Consider the following 24,792-nt stretch of genomic DNA (forward strand, 5'->3'; position numbering starts at 1 on the left):
GCTTGTGAGCTAACCCTCTCACTGTTGATGGGGGTTCGGTGCTACCATGGCTCAGCGGTCGGCACCAGGCCGCTGAGGGGGCTCCCTGTTGGTCCACTCAAGCGGAAGGAGCCGCACCCCATGGATCCAACCGCCTATTACTACATGCCCCATTTCAAGCCTGGCGCTTCCGTCCAGTGGAAGCAGCAGCGCGAAACGGTCAGCCATGTGGTCATCCGCCGCAATGCGCTGATGATCTACTTGGTGGGCAATGACACTGCGGTGCACCCCGACACCCTGCAACTGGCCCCCACCGCGTTTCAGCTGACGCGTGTCCCGGACCGGATCTGACGGGCTGGTGCACAGGGCAGGGTGCTTACCACCCTTTGCCTGTCGCAAGGCTGCGGTCGCTCAGACCGCCCCGCGCTGTGCCATGGCCTCGCCCAGCTGAATCGCCCGCATCGGAGCCCACTGCGGGTTGAATTGCAGTGGCCCCTGGGGAAACAACATCACCACCGTGGAGCCGAGCAGGAAGCGGCCCATTTCTTCACCCTGCTGCAGGCTGACCTGACCTTTGGCGTAGTCCCACTGCCGCAGCGTGCCCGTGCGTGGCGGGTTGACCTGCCCGTGCCACACGGTGGCCATGCTGCCCACGATGGTGGCGCCCACCAGCACCAGCACAAAAGGCCCCTGGGCCGACTCAAAAAAGCACACCACGCGTTCATTGCGCGCGAACAGGCCGGGCACACCTCGTGCCGTGGTCGGGTTCACCGAAAACAGATCGCCCGGCACATGCACCATGCGCGTCAGCTCGCCCGCGCAGGGCATGTGGATGCGGTGGTAGTCGCGCGGGCTCAGGTACAGCGTGGCGAAGTGGCCGTTGTCAAAACGGGCTGCTGCTTCCGCATCGCCGCCCACCAAGGCGGTTGTGGAGTAGGTGTGCCCCTTGGCCTGGAAAATCTGGTCCTTCGCGATGGGGCCAAACTGGCTGATGGCGCCATCCACGGGGCAGATCAGGTCTGCCGCCGCCAGCGGGCGGGCCCCGGGTTTCAACGCACGCGTGAAGAAGTCGTTGAACGATGCGTAGCTGGTGATGTCGGGGTTGGCGGCCTCGGCCATGTTGACGTTGTAGCGGGCCACAAAGCGGCGGATCACCGAGGTGGTCAGTCCGCCCAACTGGGCCGACGCAATTTTGCCAGCCAGGGTGGTCAGTGCCTGCTTGGGCAGGAGGTATTGCGGCAGAACTGCCAGGCGATCGGACACGGGCGAACCCCTCGAAGACGAAAGCGAACGATTCTATCGGCGGGGCGCCATCGACCGCATGCTCATACCCCGAGGTACTGGTCCAGCAACTGCGGCTGCGCGTGCAGTGCGTCCGAACTGCCCTCGAACACCACCTGGCCCTTGACCAGGATGATGTTGCGGTCGGTGATCTGCGTGACGTGTTTCCAGTTCTTGTCCACGATGACGCTGCTGATGCCGCTGTCCTTGATCAGGCTGCAGATGCGCCAGATCTCGCGGGCGATCAGCGGGGCCAGGCCTTCGGTGGCCTCGTCGAGGATGAGTACGTCGGGGTTGGTCATCAGCGCGCGGCCAATGGTCAGCATCTGTTGCTCGCCCCCGCTGAGCTGCTGGCCGCCGTGGCTTAGGCGCTCCTGCAGGCGCGGGAAGGTCTCCAGCACACGCTCGTAGGTCCAATCGCGCTGGCCGCGTGTGCCGGCGCGCGCGGCCATTTGCAGGTTCTCGACCACGCTCAGGTTGCCAAAAATGCCACGGCCTTCCGGCACGTACGCGATGCCCAGGCGCGCCACCTCATAGGGTGGCTTGCCCGTCATATCGCGGCCCGCCACGGCCACGCTGCCAGAGCGGGGCTTGACCAGGCCCATCAGGGACTTGAGCAGGGTGCTCTTGCCCATGCCGTTGCGGCCCATAAGGCCGATGGTCTCGCCCTGGCCCACGGTGAAATCAATGCCGTGCAGGATGTGACTGCTGCCGTAGAAGGTGTGGATGCCCTTGGCATCGATCCATGGAGTGGTCATCTCAGTGGTCCTCTCCGAGGTAGGCCGCCTGCACGGTGGCATCGGCGCGCACCTCGGGCGGTGTGCCATGCGCAATAACCTCGCCGTTGACCATCACCGTGAGACGGTCAGCCAGCGCAAACACGGCATCCATATCGTGCTCCACCAGCATGATGGCGTGGGCGGGTTTGAGGCGCTGCAGCAGCTCGACCATGCGTTCCGCTTCGGCCACGCCCATGCCCGCCAGGGGCTCGTCCAGCAGCAACACCTGGGGCTCCGTGGCCAGGGTCATGGCGATCTCCAACTGGCGCTGCTCGCCGTGGCTCATGGCACCGGCAATCGCCATGCGCCGGTCTTTCAAGCCAGAAAGCTCGATAGCGCTTTCCAGGCGGGCGTTGGTAGCTCTGTTTTTGATAGAGTTTGCACGTGTGTCCTGCCACCAGCGCAGCGGGTTCCAGGGCTGCTGCGCATCGCGCGACTGCGCGGCCAGGCGCACGTTTTCATGCACGGTGAGCGGCAGAAAGATGTTGGTCTTTTGGTAACTGCGCCCCAGGCCCTGGCGCGAGATGCGTTCGGGCGCCCAGCCGGTCACATCGGTGCTGCCAAGTTGCACTTGGCCCGCGCTCGGTGGAAGGTCGCCCGAGAGCAGGTTGGTCAGTGTGGACTTGCCCGCGCCGTTGGGGCCGATCACGGCATGGATCTGACCACGCCACAGGTCCAACGATACGCCGTTGACAGCGGCCAGGCCTCCGAAGCGTTTGGTGAGCTTGCGGGCCGAGAGCAGAGCATCAGCCATGGTGAGAATCCTCCTGCGCCTTGGTGGCCCGGCGCTGCCCCAGCATGCCCAGCAACCCGCGCGGTGCTGCCACCACCACCAGCACGATGAAGCTGCCCATCAGCAGTTGCCAGTGTTTGGTGATGTCCTTGAACACATGCAGGAGATACTCAAAGGCAAAGGCGCCCACGATGGCCCCGGCAAAATTGCCCATGCCACCCAGGATGATCATCATGATGGCGTGGGCGCTCATGTGAAAGCCCATCAGCTCAGGGTTCACATAGCCTGTCTGCGCGCCCCACAGGTAGCCTGCCAGCCCGGCAAGCGAACCTGCCATGGTGAACGCGGTGAGTTTGTAGCTGCGCGTGCCAAAACCCATGGCGCGCATGCGGTGCTCGTTGATGCGAATGCCCGACAGGGCACGGCCCAGCGGGCTCCAGAGCAGGCGGCGCAGCAGCACGTAAACCAAGATCACCAGCGCCAGCGTGAAGTAGTAGAAGGTCTTTCGGCCTTCGAGGTCGAAGGGCAGCCAGCCAAAGATGGAGGCGTCGGGCCGGAAATTGATGTACAGACCGTCCGATCCGCCCAGCACCTTGCTGTCGAAGAACAGGTAGAACACCATCTGTGCGAACGCCATGGTGACCATGATGAAGTAGATGCCGTGCGTGCGCACCACAAAGAAGCCGATGACCAGCGCCACCAGCCCAGCACCGGCAACGGCCAGCGGCAGCGACCACCAGAGGCTCACTGGCGTATCGGCGGGCGTGAGAAAGGCCAGCGCGTAGCCCGCCACGCCAAAGTAGGCGGCATGGCCCAGCGACACCAGGCCGGTCACGCCCTGCAGCAGATCCAGGCTCATCGCAAAGATGGCCATGATCATCATGCGTGTGACCATCTGCACGTAGAAGTCGCTGCCCACCACGGGGAACAGCAGCAGCGCAGCCAGCCCGAGTGCCAGGGCAAACTGCACACTGCGGGGCAGCACTTCGATATGGGCGCGGGGGGTGCTCATAGGGGGGCGCCGGGCTGTGAAGCGTGTATGGAGTGGGAAGAGCGCGAGGTGACAGTGGCAAGCATCGGGGTCATCATTGTTTGAACAGGCCTTCGGGTTTCCACAGCAGCACGGCCGCCATCAGCATGTAGACCAGCATTCCGGCCATCGACGGCAGCAACACCTTGCCAAAGGTGTCCACCAGCCCCACAAGCAGGGCCGAGATCAGGGCGCCACGCACGGAACCTATGCCGCCGATCACCACCACCACAAAACACATGATGAGAACGGACGAGCCCATGTTGGGATAAACGCTGGATACCGGCGCGGCCACCATGCCCGCAACGGCCGCCAGGCCCACGCCCAGCGCAAAGACGATGGCGTGGATCAGCTTGATGTTCACCCCCAGCGATTCGGCCATGTCACGGTTGAAGGCGCCCGCGCGGATCTTCATGCCCAGCCGCGTTTTGGAGATCAGCAGGTACAGGCCCAGCGCCAGCGCCATGCACACGCCGGAGATGAACAGCCGGTAGACCGGGTAGGAAAGGGTGTCGGTGAGCGGAATGGACCAGTCCAGCATCGCCGGAATCGGGACGCCGTGCACGTCGTCCCCCCAGAGGATGGAGCGCAGTTCCTCAAAGATGTAGATGAGGCCGAAGGTCAGCAGCACCTGGTCCAGGTGGTCGCGGTGGTAGAAGTGGCGAAACAGCAGCCACTCCAGCGCCAGACCGAACAACACGGCCAGCACGGCACCCCCCAGGATGGCCAGCGTGAGGCTGCCAAAGTGGCCCGACAGCGAATAGCCGAGATAAGCCCCCAGCATGTAAAAGCTGCCGTGCGCCAGATTCACCACCCCCATGATTCCGAAAATCAGCGTGAGGCCGGCGGCCAGCATGAACAGCAGCAGCCCGTACTGCACGCTGTTGAGCAACTGGATCAGGAAAGTGGCGAAGTCCATGGTGGGCAAACAGACAGGGGATCAGGTAGCGCGGCGTGTCGCTAGCAAAAGGGTGCCCATCAACGTGAACAGGCCGCCCGAAATGCGGTTGAACCAGCGCATGCGTGCGCCAGAGCGCAAAACGGGTGCCAGCCGTGCTACACCCAGTGCACACAGCGTGAGAACCGTGAATTCAAAAGCCACAAAGGTGCTTGCCAGCACGGAAAACTGCGGCGCCCATGCGGCGGTCGGGTCCAGAAACTGGGGGAAGAACGCCGTGAAGAACAGCAGGGCCTTGGGGTTGCTGCCGCCCACGATCAGACCCTGGATGTAGAGCTTGCGCGCGGGCACCACGGCCTTGGTCTGCGTGCCGTTGGCGGGCATCTCGTCAAACACCGTGGTCTGGCTGCGAAACGTCTTGATGCCAAGCCAGATCAGATACGCCGCGCCGGCAGCCTTGAGCACCCAGAAGGCGGTTTCCGATGCCGCCAGCAATGCGCCAAGGCCCAGGGCCGAAAGCAACATGGTGCCCAGCACTGCCGTCACGCTGCCTGCAGCAGCGGCGAGGGCCTTGCGCGGGCCGTGCTGCAGAGAATTGGTCATGCACATGAGCATCGTCGGGCCGGGCGAAAGAACCAGCAGGGCCACTGCGGCAAGGTAGAGCAGGTAGATACTGAGCGACATAGGATTGGGTGGAAGGCAAGGTGGCCGCAAAGTCCGGGCGCACAGCAGACAGGCCTGCCATGGCGGCAGTCCATCAATGCATTGTGTCAAAGCTGCGGGGCGGACCGGACCCGAAGTCCAGCACGCGCCGTGCCCCGGGCAGTGGGGTGAGCGCGTCAGCCCATGCGGCAGCCGGCACCGCTGTCGGCCAGGGCCTTGGCGGCAATGCCAATCACCTTGTTTTCCTTGTTCTCGACGCGGCGCAGGTAGATGTCCTGCACGGGGTTGTGTGCCTTGCTCATGGTCCACTTGCCGCGTGGGCTGTCGATGGTGGCGCTCTCCATGGCCTTGATGACGGCAGCCTTGGCGGACAGGTCGCCCTTGACGGCGTTGGCGCCCTGCACCAGCAGCAGGCCGGTGTCGTAGCCCTGTACCGCGTACACATCGGGCTGGCTGCGGAAGGCCTTGGCGTATTCCAGGCGGAATTGCTTGTTGCGCGGTGTGTCCAGCGAGTCGCTGTAGTGCATGGTCGTGATGATGCCTTCGGCAGCGGGGCCGGCAGCGTCCAGCACGCCTTCGGTGAGGAAGCCCGAGCCGTACAGCGGAATCTTGTCCTTGAGGCCTGCGGCCGCATAGTCCTTGATGAACTTGGCAGCACCGCCGCCCGCGAAGAAGCAGGCCACGGCGTCGGGCTTGAGAGCGGCGATTTCGGTCAGCAGCGCCTGGAATTCCACGTTGGGGAAGGGCAGACCCAGTTCCTTCACGATGGTGCCGCCGGCTGCAGTGTAGCTTTGCTTGAAGCCTTCGAAGGCTTCGTCCCCTGCCGCGTATTTCCAGGTGATCCACACAGCCTTCTTGTGGCCCTTTTCGACCATGGCTTTGCCCAGGGCCAGCGTGGGCTGGGAATTGCTGAACGAAGTACGGAAAACGTTGGGGGCACACAGTGCGCGCGTGGCGGCATGCACGCCGGCGTTGGGAATCAGGTTGAGAACCCCCGTATCGCGCGCCACCTTCTGAATGCCCATCTGCACACCTGAATGCACGGTGCCAATCAGCACATCCACCTTGTCGCGCTGCACCAGCTTGCTCGCGTTCTCGACACCCTTGCTGGGCTCGGACTCGTCGTCCACCTTGAACCATTCGATCTCGCGACCGCCGAGCTTGCCACCCTGCTGGTCTATGGCCAGGCGCACGCCATTCTCGATGGCGACCCCCAGTTGTGCAAAGGTACCGGTGTAGGGCAGCATGAAGCCCACGCGCACCTTGCCGCTTTGCGCACGCACGATGGAGGGCAGCAACAGCCCTGTAGATGCGGCACCCACGAGGGCGGCGCTACGGCTGATGACGAGGCGGCGGGTGGTCATTGGACTTGTCTCCTTTGTTTAGGCTTAAAGTAATTTACTGCAAGCATTCGGTGGTGAATACCTATGGGTTACCCGTACCGTTGGGCAAGGGGCTCCCGCATTGCGAGGTGCCCGAGGACTGCAACCGGGCCCGGCGGCAGAGGCTCGCCGATGATGGGTTTACCAGGGGCTGCTTGACGGACATAGAAACAGATTTATGAATTAAAGTGCAGTTTTGTATTTTTTGTGCAGTATAGATCGTGTGATTTTTGCTGTGGGCAGCTATTTGAGCCTCCGGTATCAGTAGTTTCGAGCATAGGCACGGTTCTGAAAGCCCTGACGGGTTGTTTGGCCGCGAGTGTGGGGGCTCTCTGGATGGGAGTGCTTCAATGCCCTGCAAAATGGAGGCATGGGTAACTCTGGAGGCCGGTGTTGCCTGCTCTTGAAGGGGCTGCGCCCCGTCTCGCCGGAAGGCGGGCAAACCGCATGTTTCCGATTGCTTCATGCCCCTTTCATCAGCCCCATCTTCATCGTCCACTTCCCAATCCATGCGGGTGCGTCTAGCCCGGTGGTTGCGCCATTTCTGGCCCGCACCGTTAGGTATCGACGGACGCGAAAGGCTTCGCTTCATTGTGGGCGCCGTGATCGGTGTACTGCTGACGGGATTGCTCAGCCGCTGGTGGGCAGGGGGAAGCAGCGCAGGTCCCTGGATGGTGGCATCGCTGGGGGCGAGTGCGGTCCTGGTGTTTGGCATGCCGTCCAGTCCACTGGCCCAGCCCTGGCCGGTCCTGGGAGGAAGTACTTTGTCTGCGCTGGTGGGCGCCGTTTGCTCCGCGTTCATCCCGGACCCGGCACTTGCAGGGGCGGTTGCGGTGGGGTTGGCTATTGCGCTGATGGTGCCCTTGCGTTGCCTGCATCCACCGGGAGGAGCAATGGCGCTGTATGTCGTCCTGACCGCGGGGGACGGGTGGCACCTGGCCGCATTTCCCATCCTGTTCAATGTGATCGTTCTCTTGGTCTCGGCCGTGGTCTACAACGTCCTGACAGGGCGCCGGTACCCCCATCCTCAGCGGATGGCGGCCCGAACCGATATGGCTCAGGGCGCTTTTACCGCCTCGGATGTGGATACAGCGTTGGCGCACTACAACCAGGTGCTGGACGTGAGCCGTGCCGATCTGGAAGGGCTGTTGCACTTGGCGGGCCGTGCAGCCTTCCAGCGGACGCTGGGGGAGGTTCGCTGTTCGGACATCATGTCAAGGCCACCGTTTGCGGTGGAGGCGGGGATTTCCCTTAAAGACGCCTGGGCGTTGATGCGTGCCCAGCAGATCAAGGCGCTGCCCGTGGTGGATGCTCAACGCCTGGTGGTAGGTATCGTGACGGTGGCGGACTTCATGCGGCTGGCCAACCTGGATATGCATGAAGGTTTGGGGCAGCGTTTGCGGACACTGGTTATGGGGCGTACGGGGCAGCCCCAGAATGTGGGCGAAATCATGTCGCACCCGGTCCAGGTGGCCCACGTGGGGCAGCACGCCATGGATCTCGTCCCTCTGTTTTCCCAGGGCGGGCACCACCATATTCCCATTGTGGAGAGCGAGGGCCGTCTGGTAGGAGTGATCACACAGACGGACCTTGTGCGGACGTTGGCAGCAGCTGTGCAAGGGCGCGACGAGGGAGGCTCTGCGGGTGCCACCTCGGTGCGCGGGCGTGCGCCGACCGAAGAGCAAGCTGTCCCATAGGCAAGACACGGTACATCGCGGTACAATTGACAGGCTTTGCACAGTGCTTATGCCTGTCCATTGAAGCCGTCTCCCCCGGCCCTCTGCCTGATCTGCGCCCCGGGTGCAGCGACTCCCACCGCCCGCAATGCACCGTGTGTCGAGCACCGACCACGCCGTAGCTGCCGTGGTGGATGCACAAGCGTCAGGTGCCGATCACAGAATATTTGTTTTGAAAAGATAGAACATGGCCAAAGAAGAACTCATTGAAATGCAAGGCTCCGTGACGGAAGTCCTTCCCGACTCGCGCTTTCGCGTGACGCTGGACAACGGTCACCAACTGATCGCCTACACGGGCGGCAAGATGCGCAAGCACCACATCCGCATTCTGGCGGGTGACAAGGTGTCGCTGGAAATGTCGCCTTACGATTTGTCCAAAGGACGCATCACGTTCCGCCATCTGGCCGGTCGCGGTCCCGGCCCTTCGGGCAATCGTTGATATTCGGCCCCCGGGGAGACACGGACTGGCGCTTGCTTGTTCCGGCTCTTGGGGCAAACGGTTTCTTGTGTTCCTTCATCAGCGCACTGTTTCTCCCAGAGGCGGTGCTTTCCCGGTTCAGGTCTTCGCACCGTGCTTTTAAAAAAATCACAAAAAGCACGCGTTGAACCAAAAACAAGGAAATTGCCGGGTTAGAATACGAGCTGTCGGAGCGTAGCGCAGCCTGGTAGCGCATCTGCTTTGGGAGCAGAGGGTCGCGAGTTCGAATCCCGCCGCTCCGACCAATGTTTGAAGGCCTTGCAGCACATGCTGCAAGGCCTTTTTTCTTGCCCGCATTCTTTTTGCTTGTTGGAATGTATGGTTCGACCCGCGTGGCAAGACGGAGTTGGATTTGCGTACCATCGGGCCCATAGGGCGGGCAAGTGCCCGCACCGACACCTTCCGCTGGTATTGCCATGAACCGTGCGCTTCCCTTGCCGCTTGCCCCGTTCTCCTCGCTCCAGCCGTCACCACGTTACGACAGCGTAGATGCATTGCGCGGCCTGGCAATGGTGTGGATGACGGTCTTCCACTTTTGCTTTGACCTGAGCCATCTGGGCTTCTGGCCGCAGAATTTCCGCGCCGACCCATTCTGGACCTCGCAGCGGACGGTGATCGTGAGCTTGTTCCTGTTCTGCGCCGGGCTGGGGCAGGCCATTGCGCTGCACCAGGGACAGGGGTGGGCTCGGTTTGGTCGGCGGTGGTTGCAGATCGCTGGTTGCGCGCTGCTGGTGTCTGCGGGGTCGTTCGTGATGTTTCCCCACAGCTTCATCCATTTTGGCGTGCTGCATGGCATGGCCGTAATGCTGCTCATTGCCCGGTGTACCGCAGGGTGGGGTCGGTGGTTGTGGCTTGCCGGGTTGGTGGCTGTGGCGTTGCCATCGGTAGCGCACCAGCTTTTGGTGGGTGCATGGGCCGACGCTGCGCCCTGGTTCAATGGGCGCGCGCTCAACTGGCTGGGTCTGGTGTCGCGCAAGCCTTTTACCGAAGACTACGTACCCGTGCTGCCTTGGTTGGGGGTGTTGTGGTGGGGGCTGGCTGCCGGCCAATGGGCCATGGCTGCGGGTCGGGGCCACTGGCTGGGGTGGCGGCTCCCTCAAGGCTTACACCTACTGGCACTGCTGGGGCGGTGGAGCCTGAGCTACTACATGGTGCACCAGCCGGTCATGATTGGGCTGCTGATGGCGGTAGCCTGGATATCGAGGGGTTAGTGGGCCGGGGACCGCTTTGGGATCTGCAACCATAGGCCCCGCTGCCGCTCCGGTCGCCGTGGGGCGCTTTCCACCCGCCCATAAAAAAACGCGGCCTGGGCCGCGTTTTTTGAGTGCATTGCCAAAGCAGATGCGCAGTTGCCTTGCCAGTTACTCGACCTTGGCCTTGGCGCGCAGGTCTTCCTGGAACTTGGCCAGCTTTTGCTGTTGCAGTTGCTGGGCCACCTGGGGCTTCACTTCTTCCAGCTTGGGCAGTTCTGCCTGGCGCACGTCGTCCAGGCGGATAACGTGCCAGCCGAACTGGCTCTTCACGGGAGCGTCGGTCATCTTGCCCTTTTGGAGCTTGACCAGGGCTTCCGTGAATTCGCTCACGTAGCTCGAAGGATTGGCCCAATCCAGGTCGCCACCCTTGGCGCCAGAACCTGGGTCCTTGGACTGCTTCTTGGCGATGTCTTCAAACTTGGCGCCCTTCTTGATGGAGGCGATGATGGCCTTGGCATCCGCTTCCTTTTCCACCAGGATGTGGCTGGCCTTGTATTCCTTGCCGCTGTTGGCTGCCACGAACTTGTCGTACTCGGCCTGGATCTCGGCGTCGGTCACGGGGTTCTTTTTCTGGTAGTCGGCGAACAGTTCGCGGATCAGGATGGTCTGGCGGGCCAGATCCATTTGTGCCTTGTAGTCTGCCGAGCCTTCCAGGCCGCGCTTTTGCGCTTCCTGCATGAAGATTTCGCGGGTGATGACTTCTTCCTTGATCTGGCCTTCGATGTCAGGCGTTACAGGACGGCCCGAGCGTTCCACCTGCTGCTTGAGGGCTTCAACGCGCTCTTTTGGCACGGCCTTGCCATTGACGATGGCGACATTCTGGGCGGAAACGGGCAGGGCCAACGTGCCCAGCACGGCAGCGGCCACGAGGCCGGACAGGAGCTGTTTCTTCATGCGGAATCCAAAAAATGAGAGGTTGTTTGCCAGCTGAGTTCCGGCAACAGAGGATATGGGGGCCGGTTCAGAGAACTTCAATGGCGAGGGCGTGAACGCCTTGGTCAATAAATTCTTGCAGCGCATCATACACAAGGCGATGCTGCGCGACGCGGGGCTTGCCTGTAAACAAAGGTGACGAAATGCGCACCCGAAAATGGGTGCCAAAGCCGGTGCCGTTGGCGCCCGCGTGCCCTGCATGGGCGGCACTTTCATCAAGCACTTCCAGGGCGGTGGGTGTAAGACGGTCCGCCAGGGTCTGGTGCATTTGCTGAGCGAGGGAGGTCATGGCAGGTTGTCCTTCAGGCAGCAGGCTCGTCGCCTTCGTCGCCCTTGATGTGGGGCGCCACATAGATGCCCTGGCCCACCAGGAAGACCAGCGGGAAGGCGTAGCCCCAGAGCTTGAAATCCACCCAGGCCTCGGTGCTGAAGTTGACGACGACATACGCGTTGATGGCCGACATGAAGGCGCAGTACACGATCCAGGCGACGTTCAGCCGGTGCCACACGCTCTCCGGCAGCGTCAGCTGGCTGCCCAGCAGCATCTTGAGGAAGTTCTTCTTCATGGCCCACACCGCCACCGCGAGGGCGATTGACATGGCGCCGTACAGCACCGTGGGCTTCCACTTGATGAAGCGGTCGTCCTGCAGCACCAGCGTGAGCGTGCCGAACAGCAGGATCAGCACCAGGGTGACCTTGTGCATGGTCTGCAGGCGCCGGTCGATGGCGTAGATCAGCGCCATTTGAGCGACCGTGGCACCCATCAGCACCGCAGTGCCCACATAGATGCCATAGAACTTGTAGGCCCCGAAGAACAGCAGGATGGGGAAGAAGTCGATCAGAATTTTCATGGGGTCAGGGGGCGGGTCTCGGGGCTCAGTCCTTGCCGGATTCGAAGTCCAGCGAGGCCGAGTTCATGCAGTAGCGCAGGCCGGTGGGGGTGGGGCCGTCTTCAAAGACATGGCCCAGGTGGGCCCCGCATTGTGCACACACGGTCTCCGTGCGGACCATGCCATGGCTGCGGTCCACGATCTCGGTGATGGCGCCGGGGATGGCTTGCGAGAAGCTGGGCCAGCCGCAGCCGGCGTCGAACTTGGTGACGGAATCGAACAGTTTCGCACCGCAGCAGATGCAGTGGTAGCTGCCATCGGCCCAATGGGCTTCGTATTTGCCGGTGAATGGCCGCTCGGTGGCGGCGTGGCGCGTCACCTGCAACGCGACGGGCTCGGCGCCCTTGTCCTTGAGGATGGCTTGCCATTCGGCATCGGACTTCTGAACGGGGTAGGTCATGATGAACAGCTGATCTCGATGGAAGAGGCCCAGTCGGGCGGGAAGGCTGCGTAGGCGTCGTGCCCGGGGTGCTCGTCAAAGGGGTGCTCCAGCAGCCGCTGCAGGGTTTGGAGTTCGCTGAAGTCGCCAAGTTTCGCGGCGCGGATGGCCTGCTCGCCCAGGTGGTTGCGCAAAACGAACTTGGGATTGCTTTTTAGCATCAAATTGGCCGCTAGCGCTTGATTATCAAGCGCTAATAGCTCTGAATATGATAGCAACCAGCGGTCAAAGGTGGTTCGGTCGGCGAACAGGTCGCGCACCGGCTCAAAATCGTTCTGCTGCACCGCGTGCGACAGGCGGCGCCAGAAGATGGTGTAGTCCACGGCGTTCTGGGCCAGCAGCACCAAGATGCCGTCGATCAGTTCTGGATCTTGCTCGCGTGCCTGCGCCAGCCCCAGTTTGCTGCGCATGCGGGCCATGAACGCTTCCGGGAAGACGGTTTTGTAGGACTCCAGGGCACCTTTTGCCAGCTCCGGGTCGCCGATCAGCGGCAACAAGGCCTGCGCCAGGCAGAACAGGTTCCAGTACGCCACATTGGGCTGGCGGTTGTAGGCATAGCGGCCCTGGTTGTCGCTGTGGTTGCACACATGGCCGGGCACAAAGGCGTCCAGAAACTGGAAAGGACCGTAGTCAATGGTCAGCCCCAGGATGCTCATGTTGTCGGTGTTCATCACCCCATGGCAAAAGCCCACTGCCTGCCACTGTGCCATCAGGTGTGCGGTGCGTTCGCTCACGTCCTGTAGTAGGGCGGCATACGCGTTGCCGCCGAAGTCGTGGGTGTCCCGGCATTCGGGGTAGTAGCGGTCGATAACGTAGTCGGCCAGGGTCTTGAGCTGTGCTTGCAGGTCGTTGGCTGCAAAGTGCTCGAAATGGCCAAAACGCACAAAGCTGGGGGCCACCCGCGTCACTACGGAGGCCGTCTCAACCTCTTCACGGCGCACGGGTGCGGGCGAACCGGTGATGCACAGTGCGCGCGATGTCGGAATGCCCAGGCCATGCATGGCCTCGCTGCACAGGAATTCACGGATGCTGGAGCGCAGCACAGCGCGCCCGTCGCCCATGCGGGAGTAGGGGGTGCGGCCAGCGCCCTTGAGCTGGATTTCGAGGCCCGCCGCAGTTTCTCCCAGCAAGATGGCGCGGCCATCACCCAGTTGGCCGGCCCACACGCCGAACTGGTGGCCGCTGTAGACGCTGGCCAGGGGCCGAGAGCCTGCAAGCAGCGTATTGCCGGTGAAGGCTTGCAGGGCTTCGTCGCGCTGCAGCCAGTCAGCGTCCAGGCCGATCAGCTGTGCAACGGCAGTGCTGGTGCCCACCCAGTGCGGGGTGGGCAGCGGGGTGGGGCGCAGTTCGGTGAAAAAGTCCGGTCCCAGGGCGGCAAATCCGTGCTTCCAGGCCAGGCCGATATCGGCGGTGGGGGTCACGCTTTCGGCGGGCAGGTTCATGGGTGGATTGTCTCCCACCCCGGATGCCCCGGCGCTTGCAGGGCCTTGACCACGGCCCGGCCTATGCGGCCTGGGTAGAGCCTTGGCCTTCGGCCTCGGGGTACAGCACCTGCGCGCGGTACTGGCCCGGCGGAAGGCCAAACCAGCGCTTGCAGGCCCGAAACAGGTTGCTCTGGTCGGCAAAGCCCAGCAGGTCGGCCACCTCGGCCAGGCTTCGGCGCTCGTCGCTGAGGTACTGGCGTGCCAGTTCACAGCGGGTGTCGTCCAGCAACTGCTGGTAACTGACGGATTCGGCCTGCAGGCGCCGCTGCAGCGTGCGGTCCGTCAGGTGCAGGCGCGCGGCCACGTCTTCGCGGCGGGGCTCGCCCCGGTGCAGGATGCGGGCTACCTCGGTGCGCACGCGTGTGCTGGTGAGAGACTGGCCCAGGTGGTCCAGTTCGGTCTCTACCAGCCGCTCGTGCAGGGCCCACAGGCTGGGGTTGTGTGTGGGGATGTCGGCCCGCAGATCGGCCTCGGCCAGCAAAAACCGGTTGGCTGCCTGCCCGAAGCGGGGCAGCATGCCAAACGCCACATGGTAGGGCGCCTCACCGGTAGCGGCGGGTTGTGGTGTGGTCAGCTCCACAGCCAGAGGGCGAAGCTCCCGGCGTGTGAGCCAGCAGCACAGCGTGAACAGTGTGAGCAGGGCGTATTCGACACGCTGGCGCGGAATGGGGCGGGTGGCGCCGATGTGCGCGATGGAGATCCAGTAGCCGCGTGCATCGTGATCCAGCGCGAAGGTGGTGCAGTCCGAGATCACCGCCATATGGCGCGTGAGGTGCTGAAAACCCACCAGCAGGTTGGGGCCGGACGCCAGCGCGTAGCCCACCACATCCACATTGCCGTAGCGCGCCGTGAGCTGCGGGCACAGCCCCAGCGCCACCTTGCCCGAACGTGCCACCGCCAGCTCCCACAGGCGGCTGATCTTGTCCACGTCCACACGTGTTTGTGGCAGTTGCAGCGCCGCCAGATCGATGCCCGCTTCGGCGCATAACTCGGCAGCAGGCAAGCCTTCGGCGGCCATCATGTCGGTGATGCCGCGCACCCAGGCGGCAGAGCTTGTGCGGGGAGTCATGGGGTGGCGAATAGAAGAAATGGCGGATCAGGGTTTACGCGCGGTGGTGGCCTGAAGTCAGTGTTTTGGCAAGGTTGCGATAGTAGCCAAACGCCACCCGGTTCCCACAATCGCCTCCGAGGTGGTGCCCTGCCCGTAGTGTGACTGCAGACAGAGGCCCGGCCCATTCCTGAAAACCCCCAAGGAGACAAGACATGGTCGATTCGCGCTGGCGTTTGCAATGGTTGGGAGCGGTGTTTTCGGCCGCAGCAATGGTGGGCTGCGGCGGTGGTTCCGGCTCTGCGCCCGAGGTGCGCGAGACGGTGTACGGCACCTTGCGCGGTGTGGACGACAGTGCGGTGACCGGCACCTACGCGTGGAAAGGTGTTCCTTTTGCCAAGCCACCCGTGGGCGAGCTGCGCTGGCAACCGCCCGCAGCCCCAGCCGCCTGGTCCGGAGAGCGTGACGCCACACGTTTTGGCAGTGCCTGCCTGCAAATGGGCCGCATCTACGGCCCCGGTGCCAACAACCGGTTTGACAACACGATTGGCGAGACCCTGGGCACGCCGGTAGGCAGCGAGGACTGCCTGACCCTCAATATCTGGCGCCCAGCCACCTCGCAAGACAAGCTGCCTGTGCTGCTGTTCCTCCATGGCGGCAGTGCCATCTCGGGCTATACGGCAGATCCCGTCTACGGCGGCGCTGCGCTGGCACGGTCTGCCAACGCCGTGGTGGTCACGGCCAACTACCGGCTCGACGTTCTGGGCTACTTCCAGATGCCGCCACTGCACACCGGCACGCAGCCCTACACCGGCAACTACGCGCTGCTCGACAACGTGCAGGCACTTCGCTTCATCCAGAACAATATTGCCAGCTTTGGCGGCAATGCTGGCAATGTCACGCTGATGGGGCAGTCCGCGGGCGCCATCAACGCGCTGGCGCTGCTGGTCGCGCCCCAGGCCGCGGGGTTGTTCCACAAGCTCGTACCGGTCAGTGGCGGAATTTCGCTGGCGACGAACCTGCCGCCCGGTTCGATTCCCACGCTCAACCCGGCCTCCCGGTACACCGCGCAGGCGGGCATGCTGCTGGCGCATCTGGCGCTGGCTGATGGCCTGGCGCCTGCGCTTGCCGATGCACAGGCGCTCGTTGCGGGATGGCCCCCTGCGCAGGTAGCCAGCTACCTGCGTGGCAAGGACGCGCGGGTAGTGCTGCAGACGGTGCTCAAGAACGGTCTCACGGGCTCGGGCCCCATCCCTGATGGCGTGGTGGTGCCCGCAGATCCGATCGCCGAAATGGGCGCTGGCCGCTATCACAAGGTGCCCGTGCTGTCTGGCTACACGGGCGAGGAGGGCAAGCTGTTTGCGCCTTTCCTGGCGCTGCTGGGCGGCAAGCCGGGCATGAAGATCTCCGACGCCGAGCGCTTTGTGATGATGCAGAACTTCAACCCCGATGCTCCCACCACGCTCACGGCTGGCGACATCCTGGATGCCTCTTACCTGCCGGTCACGGCGCCCGGCACGGGCTACAACGCGCGCACCCGCCTGCTGGGCAGCGTGTTCATCGATCCGAGCCGCGACAACCTGCTCAATACCCTGCGCAGTCAGCAATCCACGGTATGGAGCTACCAGTTCAACTGGGCCCAGCAGCCCGCGCCCTGGAACGATGTGTACGGCGCGGCGCATGCGTTTGACCTGCCGTTCCTGTTCGGCAACTTTGGACCTTCGGTCTTTGCCAAGGCCACCAACAGCACGGCCAATCAGCCAGGCAGACTTGCGCTGTCGCGCGCGATGATGGACACCATGCGTGCCTTTGTGCACACGGGCAACCCGAACAACGCAACGGTCAACCAAAACTGGACGCCATGGCCCAGTCGGCTCGTGTTCGACGCCGACCAGAAGGCCATGCGCCTGAGCGTGCAGTGAGAGGGATGAGGGTGAACGTGTTTGTGCACTCTGCAGTGCGTCAGCGTGCCGCAGTGGCGGCGAGGTACGCGTTCAGCGCCTCGTCGTCCACGATAGCCACACGGCCGAAGTCCAGCGACACGATGCCCCGGCCTTCCAGCACACGCAGTACCTTGTTCACCGTCTGGCGTGACAGGCCCACCAGTTGGCCGAGCTCTTCCTGCGTGAGGTTCAGCCGCCGTGTGCTGCGCCAGAACAGGCGGCTCAGGTACAGCGCCACGCGGTGTTCGGGGGATTGCGTGCGCCCGGCCTCGATGATCGTCATGGCCTGGCCCAGCCGCATGTTCAGGTGCTGCACCAGAAACTGGTTGAAGCCCAGGCTGGTCTCGCGCAGCGTGACAAACAGTGGCAGAGGCAGGCACAGCAGCGTGGTGGGCCGCAGCGCCACCACGTGGTACCGGCGGGGCTCGGGTTTCATGGCTGAGCCTTCGCCAAACCACTCGCCATCGGGTACTCCAATGAACGCCGAGGCGCGGCCCTGGCTGGCGGGGCTTTGCAGCATCACCAAGCCTGACAACACTGCATGCCAGCCTTGCACTGCGCTGCCGGCCGGCATCATGACTGTGCCCTTGTCGGCGTGCTGCACGGACACCTCGTCGCGCAGCCTCTCCTGCAGGGCCACGGGGACACCTGCAAACCAGGGCTGGGCTTCGATGAATCGCTGTGCGGACGGCGCGGAGCTGAGCATGGGCGTGATTGTCGTTGTTCGGGAGCCGTACGTTCAGGGTATTCCCTTGCCCTTTGTCAACGGGACGACAGGTGTTGGCAGGCACGCTGGACACGCGCACACTGAACCCCTGTTGGGGGTGTCGGTCTGGCGGGGCCGCTTGCCTGGGCGACACCGCCATGAGAACCCCCGCGCTACGATGATCGTTCCCTTCACTACAACATCCAAGGAGCACACATGCTGGGCCTGATGCAGAGCCAACCGTTGCTGATTTCGTCGCTGATCGAGTTCGCCGAGCGCCACCATGGCGACGCCGAAATCGTGTCCCGCCGGGTCGAGGGCGACATCCATCGCTACACCTACCGCGACCTGGCTGTCCGCGCACGCCGCCTGGCCAATGCGCTGGATGAAATGAAGCTGCAGTTCAGCGACCGCGTAGCCACGCTGGCCTGGAACGGCTACCGCCACATGGAGATGTACTTTGGTGTGAGCGGCTCGGGCCGTGTGCTGCACACCGTGAACCCGCGCCTGCACCCCGACCAGATTGCGTGGATCATGAACCATGCCGAAGATCAGGTGCTGTGTTTTGATGTGACCTTTCTGCCCCTCGTGCAGGCCGTGCATGCCAGGTGCCCCACGGTGAAGAAGTGGGTGGCGCTGTGTGATGCCGACAAGCTGCCTGTGGATTCAGGCATCCCTGGCCTCACCAGTTACGAAGCCTGGATCGGTGCGCAGTCGCCCGACTACGCCTGGCCCGAGTTTGACGAGAACTCCGCGTCGAGCATGTGCTACACGAGCGGCACCACAGGTAACCCCAAGGCAGCGCTGTACAGCCATCGTTCGACCACGCTGCATGCCTATGCGGCAGCGCTGCCTGATGTGATGTGCCTTTCCGCACGCGACTCCGTGCTGCCGGTGGTGCCCATGTTCCACGTCAATGCCTGGGGCATTCCTTACTCGGCGGCACTCACGGGTTGCAAGCTGGTGTTCCCTGGTCCCGCCATGGATGGCAAGTCGATTTACGAACTGATCGAAGGCGAGAAGGTCACCTACGCAGCTGGCGTGCCCACCGTGTGGCAGATGATGCTGGGCCACATGAAGCCCGCGGGTCTGAAGTTCTCCACGCTGCGACGCACTGTCATCGGTGGCTCGGCCTGCCCGCCCGCCATGATCCATGCCTTCAAGGAAGACTATGGCGTGGAGGTGCTGCACGCCTGGGGCATGACCGAGATGAGCCCGCTGGGCACGCTGTGCACCTTGAAGAACAAGCACCTGGCCATGTCCAAGGATGACCAGATGAAGATCCTGCAAAAGCAGGGCCGCGCGATCTACGGTGTGGACATGAAGATCGTGGGGGGCGACGGCAGCGAGTTGCCTTGGGATGGCAAGACCTATGGGGATTTGCTGGTCAAGGGGCCGTGGATCGTCGGCAGCTATTTCAAGGGCGAGGGCGGCAATCCACTCGTCAAAGACGCGCAGGGCCGGGGCTGGTTCCCCACGGGCGATGTGGCCACCATCGACGCCGACGGCTTCATGCAGATCACCGACCGCAGCAAGGATGTGATCAAGTCCGGTGGCGAGTGGATCAGCTCCATCGACATCGAGAACATTGCGATGGCCCACCCCGCAATTGCCATGGCAGCCTGTGTGGGTATGCCCCACCCCAAGTGGGACGAGCGCCCCATCGTCGCCGTGGTCAAGCGGCCGGGCACCGAGGTGACGCGCGAAGAGCTGCTGGCCTTCTACGAAGGCAAGACGGCCAAGTGGCAGATCCCCGATGACGTGGTGTTCGTTGATGCCATTCCATTGGGCGCCACCGGCAAGATGCTCAAGACCAAGCTGCGTGAGCAGCTCAAGGATTACAAGCTTCCAGGCCTGTGATCAGGGTGGGGCAGTGCACATGCGCGCATCGCTTGCGAACGCCATTTTTTGCATTGCCCCACGCTGGTGCGCGCTCGGGGGAGTGCTGCGCCAGTCACGTGTGCGACGCTGGTAGGGGCAATCCCTGAGCATCGCTTTGTTGCAACGCGGTACGCTGCGTTGTGTCGATTTACAAGGAGACAAAAGCATGAAGTTCGCTATTAAGGCTGTAGCAGCCTCGGTAATCTTGGCAAGCGCTGGCGGGGCCTTCGCTCAAAAGGGCGAGACGGTGAAAATCGCCTGGCTCGACCCCCTGTCTGGCCTGATGGCGGCAGTGGGAACGAACCAGCTCAAGAGCTTCCAGTTCATCGCAGAAGAGTTCAACAAGAAGAACCCTGCAGGCGTCAAATTCGAAATCATCGGCATCGACAACAAACTCAGTCCCCAGGAAACCACCAGCGCCCTGCGCTCGGCCATGGACCAGGGTGCGCGCTACGTGGTGCAGGGCAACGGCTCCGGCCCCGCACTGGCGATCATGGATGCGCTGGAAAAGCACAACGCGCGCAACCCTGGCAAGGAAGTCCTGTTCCTGAACTACGCTGCCGTGGACCCAGACCTCACCAACAGCAAGTGCAGCTACTGGCACTTCCGCTTGGACGCTGACACCTCCATGAAGATGGAAGCCCTGACCACGTACATGAAGGACATGCCCGAGGTCAAGAAGGTCTACCTGATCAACCAGAACTACTCGCACGGCCACCAGGTCTCCAAGTTCGCCAAGGAAATGATGCAGCGCAAGCGCCCTGACGTGCAGTTCGTCGGCGACGATCTGCACCCGCTGGCTCAGGTGCGTGATTTCTCTCCCTACATTGCCAAGATCAAGCAGTCGGGCGCCGACAGCGTGATCACCGGCAACTGGGGTTCTGATCTGGCGCTGCTGATCAAAGCCGCTAACGACGCGGGCCTGAACAACGTCAACTTCTACACCTACTACGGCTCCGTCACTGGCAGCCCCACCGCTATGGGCTCGGCCGCAGCAGGGCGCGTCTACATGGTGGCCTATGCCCACATGAACCTGCCCGGGCCGCTGAACCAGATCGTGGTGGACTACAAGAAGAAGTTCAACGACGACATGTACACGGGCGCGGTTTACCACGCGTTCACGATGCTGTCCGAAGGTTTTACCAAGGCCAAGTCGACCGATCCGGTCAAGGTGGCTGCTGCGTTCGAGGGCATGAAGTTCAAGAGCTTCAATGGCGAAGTCGAGATGCGCAAGACCGATCACCAACTGCAGCAGGGCCTGTTCATCTCCAAGTGGGAGAAGGCTGGCGGCAAGTTCCCGATCGACTCTGAAAACACGGGTTACACCTTTGTGCCTGTGAAGTACTACGAGCCCTATGTGGCGAGCACGCCCACGTCGTGCCAGATGAAGCGCCCGTAAGCCTTGCGCAATCGCTTCGAGGCCCGACCACTCGGGCCTTTTTTTTACCCCTGCAGTGAAAAATTCCAATGAATCCTGAGTTTTTCGTGATCTCTTTGCTGAACGGCGTGAGCTACGGGCTCCTGCTGTTCATGCTGAGTTCCGGCCTCACGCTGATCTTCAGCATGATGGGCGTGCTCAACTTTGCACACACCAGCTTCTACATGCTGGGTGCCTACTTCGCGTTCACCATCTCCGGGGTGGTGGGCTTCTGGCCAGCGCTGGTGCTGGCACCCCTCGTCGTGTTTGCGCTGGGGGCCGCGTTCGAGCGCTATTGCCTGCGCCGGGTGCACAAGTTCGGCCACGTGCCTGAACTGCTGGTCACGTTCGGCCTGTCTTACCTCATTCTGGAAGTGGTGCAACTGGTCTGGGGCCGTTCCACCGTGCCTTATGGCCTGCCCGAGCAATTGCAGGGTCCGCTGTTTTCGCTCTATGGCACGCAATTTCCCAAGTCGCGCTCGTTTGTGATGCTCGTGGCCCTGCTGATGCTGGTGTCGGTGTGGCTGCTGCTCACACGCACGCGCATCGGTCTCGTCATCCAGGCCGCCCTCAAGTACCCCGAGATGGTCGAGGCGTTGGGCCACAACGTGCCGCGCGTCTTCATGCTGGTGTTTGGCGGTGGTGCCGCGCTGGCCGGCCTGGCGGGGGTAATCGGTGGCAACACCTATGTCACCGAGCCTGCGATGGCGGCCTCAGTGGGTTCCATCATCTTTGTCGTGGTGGTGGTGGGTGGCATGGGCTCGCTGGCAGGTGCCTTCCTGGCATCGCTGCTCATCGGTCTGGTGCAGACCTTTGCCGTGGCGCTGGACTATTCGCTGATCCATGTCTTCAAGGCCGTGGGCGTGGCGGTGACGGACCAAACCTTCGGCTACCCCTTGCTCAAGCTCACGATTTCCCAGGTCGCGCCCATCCTGCCCTACCTGTTCCTCGTGCTGATCCTGATCTTCCGCCCCAAGGGCTTGCTGGGCACGCGGGAGGACTGATGCCATGAATTCCACTACAACCACTACTGTCGCTTCCAGCGCCACGTCGCACTACCGGTTCAAGCCCTGGAACGTCGGGCGCCTCATCATCTGGACGTTGTTCGCGGTCATGCTCATCGTGGCGCCCATGCTGTTTCGCAGCAGCCTGGCGCTGACCATGCTCTCGCAGATCGGCTACCTGATCATCATCTGCCTGTCCTACAACATCCTGCTGGGGCAGGGCGGCATGCTGAGCTTTGGCCATGCGGTCTACACCGGCCTGGGTTCGTTCATCGCCATTCATGCAATGAACATGGCCACCAAGGGCTCTGTGCACATTCCGCTGGTTTTCATCCCACTGGTGGGCGGCCTAGCAGGGGCATTTTTTGCCATCCTGCTCGGTTTTGTCACTACCAAGAAGTCCGGCACCACCTTCGCCATGATCACGCTGGGTATTGGCGAACTGGTGGCCTCCATGGCGCTGATGTTCCCCGAGTTCTTCGGCGGAGAAGGCGGCATCACCACGGACCGGGTGTATGGCAAAGCCTTCTTTGGCATCAGTTTCGGGCCTGCGATTCAGGTGTACTACCTGATTGCAGCGTACTGTTTTGTCTGCACTGCCGCCATGTTTGCATTCACCGGCACGCCGCTGGGCCGCATCCTGAACGCTGTGCGCGACAACCCCGAGCGCGTCGAGTTCATCGGCTACAACACGCAGCGTGTGCGCTACTTCGCGTTCATCATCGCGGGCTTTTTTGCTGGCATCGGAGGTGGGCTGGCCACCATCAACTTCGAGATCATCACGGGAGCTGACAGCCTGAGCGTGATTCGCTCCGGCGGCTATCTGCTGTTTACCTTCCTCGGCGGGGCAACGTTCTTCTTCGGCCCCATCATCGGCGCGGTGCTGTTGGTGCTGGCGTCGGTGTTGCTGTCCGAACTGTCCAAGGCATGGTTGTTGTACCTGGGCCTGGTGTTCCTGTTCATGGTGATGTATGCGCCCGGAGGGATTGCCAGCCTGATCATGATGAACCTGCGGCTGGCCAAGTACGGCAAGCTGCGTCAGCTCTGGAGTTCTTACCTGGCGCTGGGCGGCACGGCGCTGGTGGGGGTGATGGGCGCAGCCTGCATGATCGAGATGACCTACCACCTGCAGCTCAACGCGGCCCTGGGGCCAGAACTGACGTTCCTGGGGGCCACGCTCAATGCCGCGGGCTTTACGAGCTGGTTTGGCGCCATTTTCGTGATGGTCACGGGCTTTGGACTTTTTGAACTCTGCCGCCGCCAGTTCCTGCGGCAGTGGAGCACGATCCAGGAAGAGATCGAACATGAAATCAAGCGTGGGGAGGCGCTGTAAACATGGCAGCTGACAACCCAACCAACACCACCTATGCCCTGGAACTGCGCGACCTGCGCAAGAGCTTTGGCAAGACGGAAATTATCCGTGGCGTGAACCTGTCCGTGGCCTCGGGTGAACGCGTGGCCATCATCGGCCCCAATGGCGCGGGCAAGTCCACGCTGTTCAACCTCATCAGTGGGCGTTTTGCGCCCACAAGCGGGGATGTGATCCTCAACGGCCAGCGCATCAACGGGCTGGCGCCGTATGAGATCAACCGCAAGGGGCTGTCGCGCAGCTTCCAGATCACGAACATCTTTCCCAAGCTCTCGGTGTTCGAGAACCTGCGCTGCGGTGTGCTCTGGAGCATGGGCTACAAGTACACCTTCCTGCGCTTCCTGTCGAACCTGCACGATGCCAATGAGCGCGCCAAGCAGCTCATGGAAATGATCAAGCTCGACAAGAAGCGCGACACGCTGGCGATGAACCTCACCTATGCCGAGCAGCGCGCCCTGGAGATCGGCATCACCATCGCGGGTGGTGCCAACGTGATCCTGCTCGACGAGCCCACGGCCGGCATGAGCAAGACCGAGACCACGCGCTTCATCCACCTCATCAAGGAAGTGACCGAAGGTCGCACGCTGCTGACGGTGGAGCATGACATGGGCGTGGTCTTTGGCCTGGCGGACAAGATTGCTGTGGTGGTCTATGGCGAGGTCATTGCCTATGACACGCCCGACAAGGTGCGCGCCAACCAGCGCGTGCAGGAGGCCTATCTGGGCTCTGTCGTTGCGGACGAGCAAGGGGCGGGACATTGACATGCTGAAAATCGAAAATCTCCACGCCTATTACGGCAAGAGCCATGTGCTGCATGGCGTGACCTTCGACGTACAACCCGGTGAAATCGTGGCCCTGCTGGGGCGCAACGGCTCGGGCCGCTCCACCACCGCCAAGGCCATCATGGGCCTGGTGGACTGGGAGGGCACGCTGAACTGGAAGGGGCAGGACCTCAACGGCAAGAAGGCTTACGAGATCGCCCACCTGGGGGTGGGCTACGTGCCCGAAAGCCGCGATGTGTTCCCCAACCTCACCGTGCACCAGAACTTGCTGCTGGGCCAGAAAGGCAAAGGCAAGGGCAGCCGCTGGTCGTTTGACGACATGTACGAGATGTTCCCGCGCCTCAAGGAGCGCCAGCACACAGAGGCGGGCGTGATGTCGGGCGGGGAGCAGCAGATGCTTACGCTATGCCGCACGCTGATGGGCGACCCCGACCTGATCATCATCGACGAGCCCACCGAAGGCCTGGCCCCAAAGATTGTCGAGCTGGTGGGGCAGTACCTGCAGACCATCAAGGCGCGGGGTATCTCGGTGCTGCTGATCGAGCAGAAGCTGACCATCGCCATGAAGATCTCGGACCGCGCGTTGGTCATGGGGCATGGCTCGATCGTGTTCCAGGGCACACCGGACAGCCTGCGAGCCGACAACTACATCCGCAAGGAATGGCTTGAAGTCTGACGATTTCT

Annotated in this window: 25 protein-coding genes and 1 tRNA gene; 12 read left to right on the forward strand and 14 right to left on the reverse strand. The window is 62.6% G+C overall.

The annotated features are described in order from the left end of the window. Positions 1–120 precede the first annotated feature (120 nt). Positions 121–330 (forward strand): hypothetical protein, encoded by a 210-nt coding sequence (locus LPA35_RS19330; protein ID WP_055394068.1) that lies wholly within the window; start codon positions 121–123, stop codon positions 328–330. A 60-nt stretch (positions 331–390) separates the two neighbouring features. Here the strand turns inward: LPA35_RS19330 and asd are convergent, their stop codons facing one another. From asd to LPA35_RS19365, 7 genes are all read right to left on the reverse strand, one after another. Next, on the reverse strand, positions 391–1,242 hold the full coding sequence (gene asd, locus LPA35_RS19335) for an archaetidylserine decarboxylase (RefSeq protein ID WP_228898304.1): 852 nt from the start codon (positions 1,240–1,242) through the stop codon (positions 391–393). A 62-nt stretch (positions 1,243–1,304) separates the two neighbouring features. Continuing rightward, complete coding sequence (locus LPA35_RS19340) at positions 1,305–2,018, reverse strand: ABC transporter ATP-binding protein (RefSeq protein ID WP_228898306.1); 714 nt, start codon at positions 2,016–2,018, stop codon at positions 1,305–1,307. Between the two features lies 1 nt (position 2,019). Next, entirely contained in the window at positions 2,020–2,793 is a 774-nt protein-coding gene (locus LPA35_RS19345) for an ABC transporter ATP-binding protein (RefSeq protein ID WP_228898308.1), read from the reverse strand. After that, complete coding sequence (locus LPA35_RS19350) at positions 2,786–3,784, reverse strand: branched-chain amino acid ABC transporter permease (RefSeq protein ID WP_228898315.1); 999 nt, start codon at positions 3,782–3,784, stop codon at positions 2,786–2,788. Before LPA35_RS19350 ends, LPA35_RS19345 begins: the two co-directional genes overlap by 8 nt. A 73-nt stretch (positions 3,785–3,857) precedes the next feature. Next, on the reverse strand, positions 3,858–4,721 hold the full coding sequence (locus tag LPA35_RS19355; RefSeq protein ID WP_121420385.1) for a branched-chain amino acid ABC transporter permease: 864 nt from the start codon (positions 4,719–4,721) through the stop codon (positions 3,858–3,860). A gap of 21 nt (positions 4,722–4,742) precedes the next feature. Then, on the reverse strand, positions 4,743–5,384 hold the full coding sequence (locus LPA35_RS19360) for a LysE family translocator (RefSeq protein ID WP_228898317.1): 642 nt from the start codon (positions 5,382–5,384) through the stop codon (positions 4,743–4,745). Positions 5,385–5,539: 155 nt separating this feature from the next. Continuing rightward, positions 5,540–6,727, reverse strand: coding sequence for an ABC transporter substrate-binding protein (locus tag LPA35_RS19365; protein ID WP_228898323.1), 1,188 nt, complete (start codon positions 6,725–6,727; stop codon positions 5,540–5,542). 689 nt (positions 6,728–7,416) lie between these two features. On the opposite strand from LPA35_RS19365, the gene LPA35_RS19370 reads away from it, so the two are divergent. From LPA35_RS19370 to LPA35_RS19385, 4 genes are all read left to right on the forward strand, one after another. After that, the gene (locus LPA35_RS19370) at positions 7,417–8,442 is read left to right on the forward strand and encodes an HPP family protein (protein ID WP_370641475.1); all 1,026 of its coding nucleotides are present in this window, start codon (positions 7,417–7,419) and stop codon (positions 8,440–8,442) included. A gap of 226 nt (positions 8,443–8,668) precedes the next feature. Continuing rightward, a complete protein-coding gene (infA, locus tag LPA35_RS19375; RefSeq protein ID WP_010465645.1) occupies positions 8,669–8,920 on the forward strand; it encodes a translation initiation factor IF-1 in 252 nt (83 codons plus the stop codon). A 207-nt stretch (positions 8,921–9,127) separates the two neighbouring features. Continuing rightward, positions 9,128–9,204, forward strand: a tRNA-Pro gene (locus LPA35_RS19380). A 171-nt stretch (positions 9,205–9,375) separates the two neighbouring features. After that, the gene (locus tag LPA35_RS19385) at positions 9,376–10,170 is read left to right on the forward strand and encodes a DUF1624 domain-containing protein (RefSeq protein ID WP_228898327.1); all 795 of its coding nucleotides are present in this window, start codon (positions 9,376–9,378) and stop codon (positions 10,168–10,170) included. 150 nt (positions 10,171–10,320) lie between these two features. On the opposite strand, the gene LPA35_RS19390 is transcribed toward LPA35_RS19385, so the two are convergent. The 6 genes from LPA35_RS19390 to LPA35_RS19415 all read right to left on the reverse strand — a co-directional run bounded on the left by LPA35_RS19390 (position 10,321) and on the right by LPA35_RS19415 (position 15,027). Further along, the gene (locus LPA35_RS19390; RefSeq protein WP_055394051.1) at positions 10,321–11,106 is read right to left on the reverse strand and encodes a peptidylprolyl isomerase; all 786 of its coding nucleotides are present in this window, start codon (positions 11,104–11,106) and stop codon (positions 10,321–10,323) included. A 67-nt stretch (positions 11,107–11,173) separates the two neighbouring features. Further along, entirely contained in the window at positions 11,174–11,434 is a 261-nt protein-coding gene (locus LPA35_RS19395; protein ID WP_055394049.1) for a BolA family transcriptional regulator, read from the reverse strand. 13 nt (positions 11,435–11,447) lie between these two features. Next, entirely contained in the window at positions 11,448–11,996 is a 549-nt protein-coding gene (locus tag LPA35_RS19400; protein WP_055394047.1) for a septation protein A, read from the reverse strand. A 25-nt stretch (positions 11,997–12,021) separates the two neighbouring features. Further along, the gene (gene msrB / locus LPA35_RS19405; protein WP_055394045.1) at positions 12,022–12,435 is read right to left on the reverse strand and encodes a peptide-methionine (R)-S-oxide reductase MsrB; all 414 of its coding nucleotides are present in this window, start codon (positions 12,433–12,435) and stop codon (positions 12,022–12,024) included. Beyond that, positions 12,432–13,916, reverse strand: a complete 1,485-nt coding sequence (locus LPA35_RS19410) for a YdiU family protein (RefSeq protein ID WP_228898329.1) — start codon at positions 13,914–13,916, stop codon at positions 12,432–12,434. The genes msrB and LPA35_RS19410 overlap by 4 nt, the downstream gene beginning before the upstream one ends. Before the next feature lie 61 nt (positions 13,917–13,977). Beyond that, on the reverse strand, positions 13,978–15,027 hold the full coding sequence (locus LPA35_RS19415; RefSeq protein ID WP_207401887.1) for an AraC family transcriptional regulator: 1,050 nt from the start codon (positions 15,025–15,027) through the stop codon (positions 13,978–13,980). Between the two features lie 194 nt (positions 15,028–15,221). Here LPA35_RS19415 and LPA35_RS19420 point away from each other — a divergent pair, with 194 nt between their 5' ends. After that, positions 15,222–16,928 carry a carboxylesterase/lipase family protein gene (locus LPA35_RS19420; protein WP_228898331.1) on the forward strand — a complete coding sequence of 569 codons (1,707 nt, stop codon included), beginning with the start codon at positions 15,222–15,224 and terminating at the stop codon, positions 16,926–16,928. Between the two features lie 40 nt (positions 16,929–16,968). On the opposite strand, the gene LPA35_RS19425 is transcribed toward LPA35_RS19420, so the two are convergent. Continuing rightward, positions 16,969–17,655 carry a Crp/Fnr family transcriptional regulator gene (locus LPA35_RS19425; RefSeq protein WP_121420376.1) on the reverse strand — a complete coding sequence of 229 codons (687 nt, stop codon included), beginning with the start codon at positions 17,653–17,655 and terminating at the stop codon, positions 16,969–16,971. A gap of 216 nt (positions 17,656–17,871) precedes the next feature. On the opposite strand from LPA35_RS19425, the gene LPA35_RS19430 reads away from it, so the two are divergent. The 6 genes from LPA35_RS19430 (at position 17,872) to LPA35_RS19455 (ending at position 24,784) form a co-directional block, all read left to right on the forward strand. Next, positions 17,872–19,515, forward strand: coding sequence for a 3-(methylthio)propionyl-CoA ligase (locus LPA35_RS19430; RefSeq protein WP_228898333.1), 1,644 nt, complete (start codon positions 17,872–17,874; stop codon positions 19,513–19,515). A 187-nt stretch (positions 19,516–19,702) separates the two neighbouring features. Next, a complete protein-coding gene (locus LPA35_RS19435; RefSeq protein ID WP_055394034.1) occupies positions 19,703–20,935 on the forward strand; it encodes a branched-chain amino acid ABC transporter substrate-binding protein in 1,233 nt (410 codons plus the stop codon). Positions 20,936–21,003: 68 nt separating this feature from the next. Beyond that, positions 21,004–21,957, forward strand: coding sequence for a branched-chain amino acid ABC transporter permease (locus tag LPA35_RS19440; RefSeq protein ID WP_055394032.1), 954 nt, complete (start codon positions 21,004–21,006; stop codon positions 21,955–21,957). Between the two features lie 4 nt (positions 21,958–21,961). Next, positions 21,962–23,290 carry a branched-chain amino acid ABC transporter permease gene (locus LPA35_RS19445; protein ID WP_121420374.1) on the forward strand — a complete coding sequence of 443 codons (1,329 nt, stop codon included), beginning with the start codon at positions 21,962–21,964 and terminating at the stop codon, positions 23,288–23,290. A gap of 2 nt (positions 23,291–23,292) precedes the next feature. Continuing rightward, positions 23,293–24,087, forward strand: a complete 795-nt coding sequence (locus LPA35_RS19450; RefSeq protein ID WP_055394028.1) for an ABC transporter ATP-binding protein — start codon at positions 23,293–23,295, stop codon at positions 24,085–24,087. A gap of 1 nt (position 24,088) precedes the next feature. Beyond that, positions 24,089–24,784: an ABC transporter ATP-binding protein gene (locus tag LPA35_RS19455; RefSeq protein ID WP_121420373.1), complete on the forward strand. Its 696-nt coding sequence runs from the start codon at positions 24,089–24,091 to the stop codon at positions 24,782–24,784. Positions 24,785–24,792 lie beyond the last annotated feature (8 nt).

Origin of the sequence: Acidovorax sp. Leaf73, from assembly GCF_916855635.1 — a bacterium.
GTDB lineage: Bacteria > Pseudomonadota > Gammaproteobacteria > Burkholderiales > Burkholderiaceae_C > Acidovorax > Acidovorax facilis.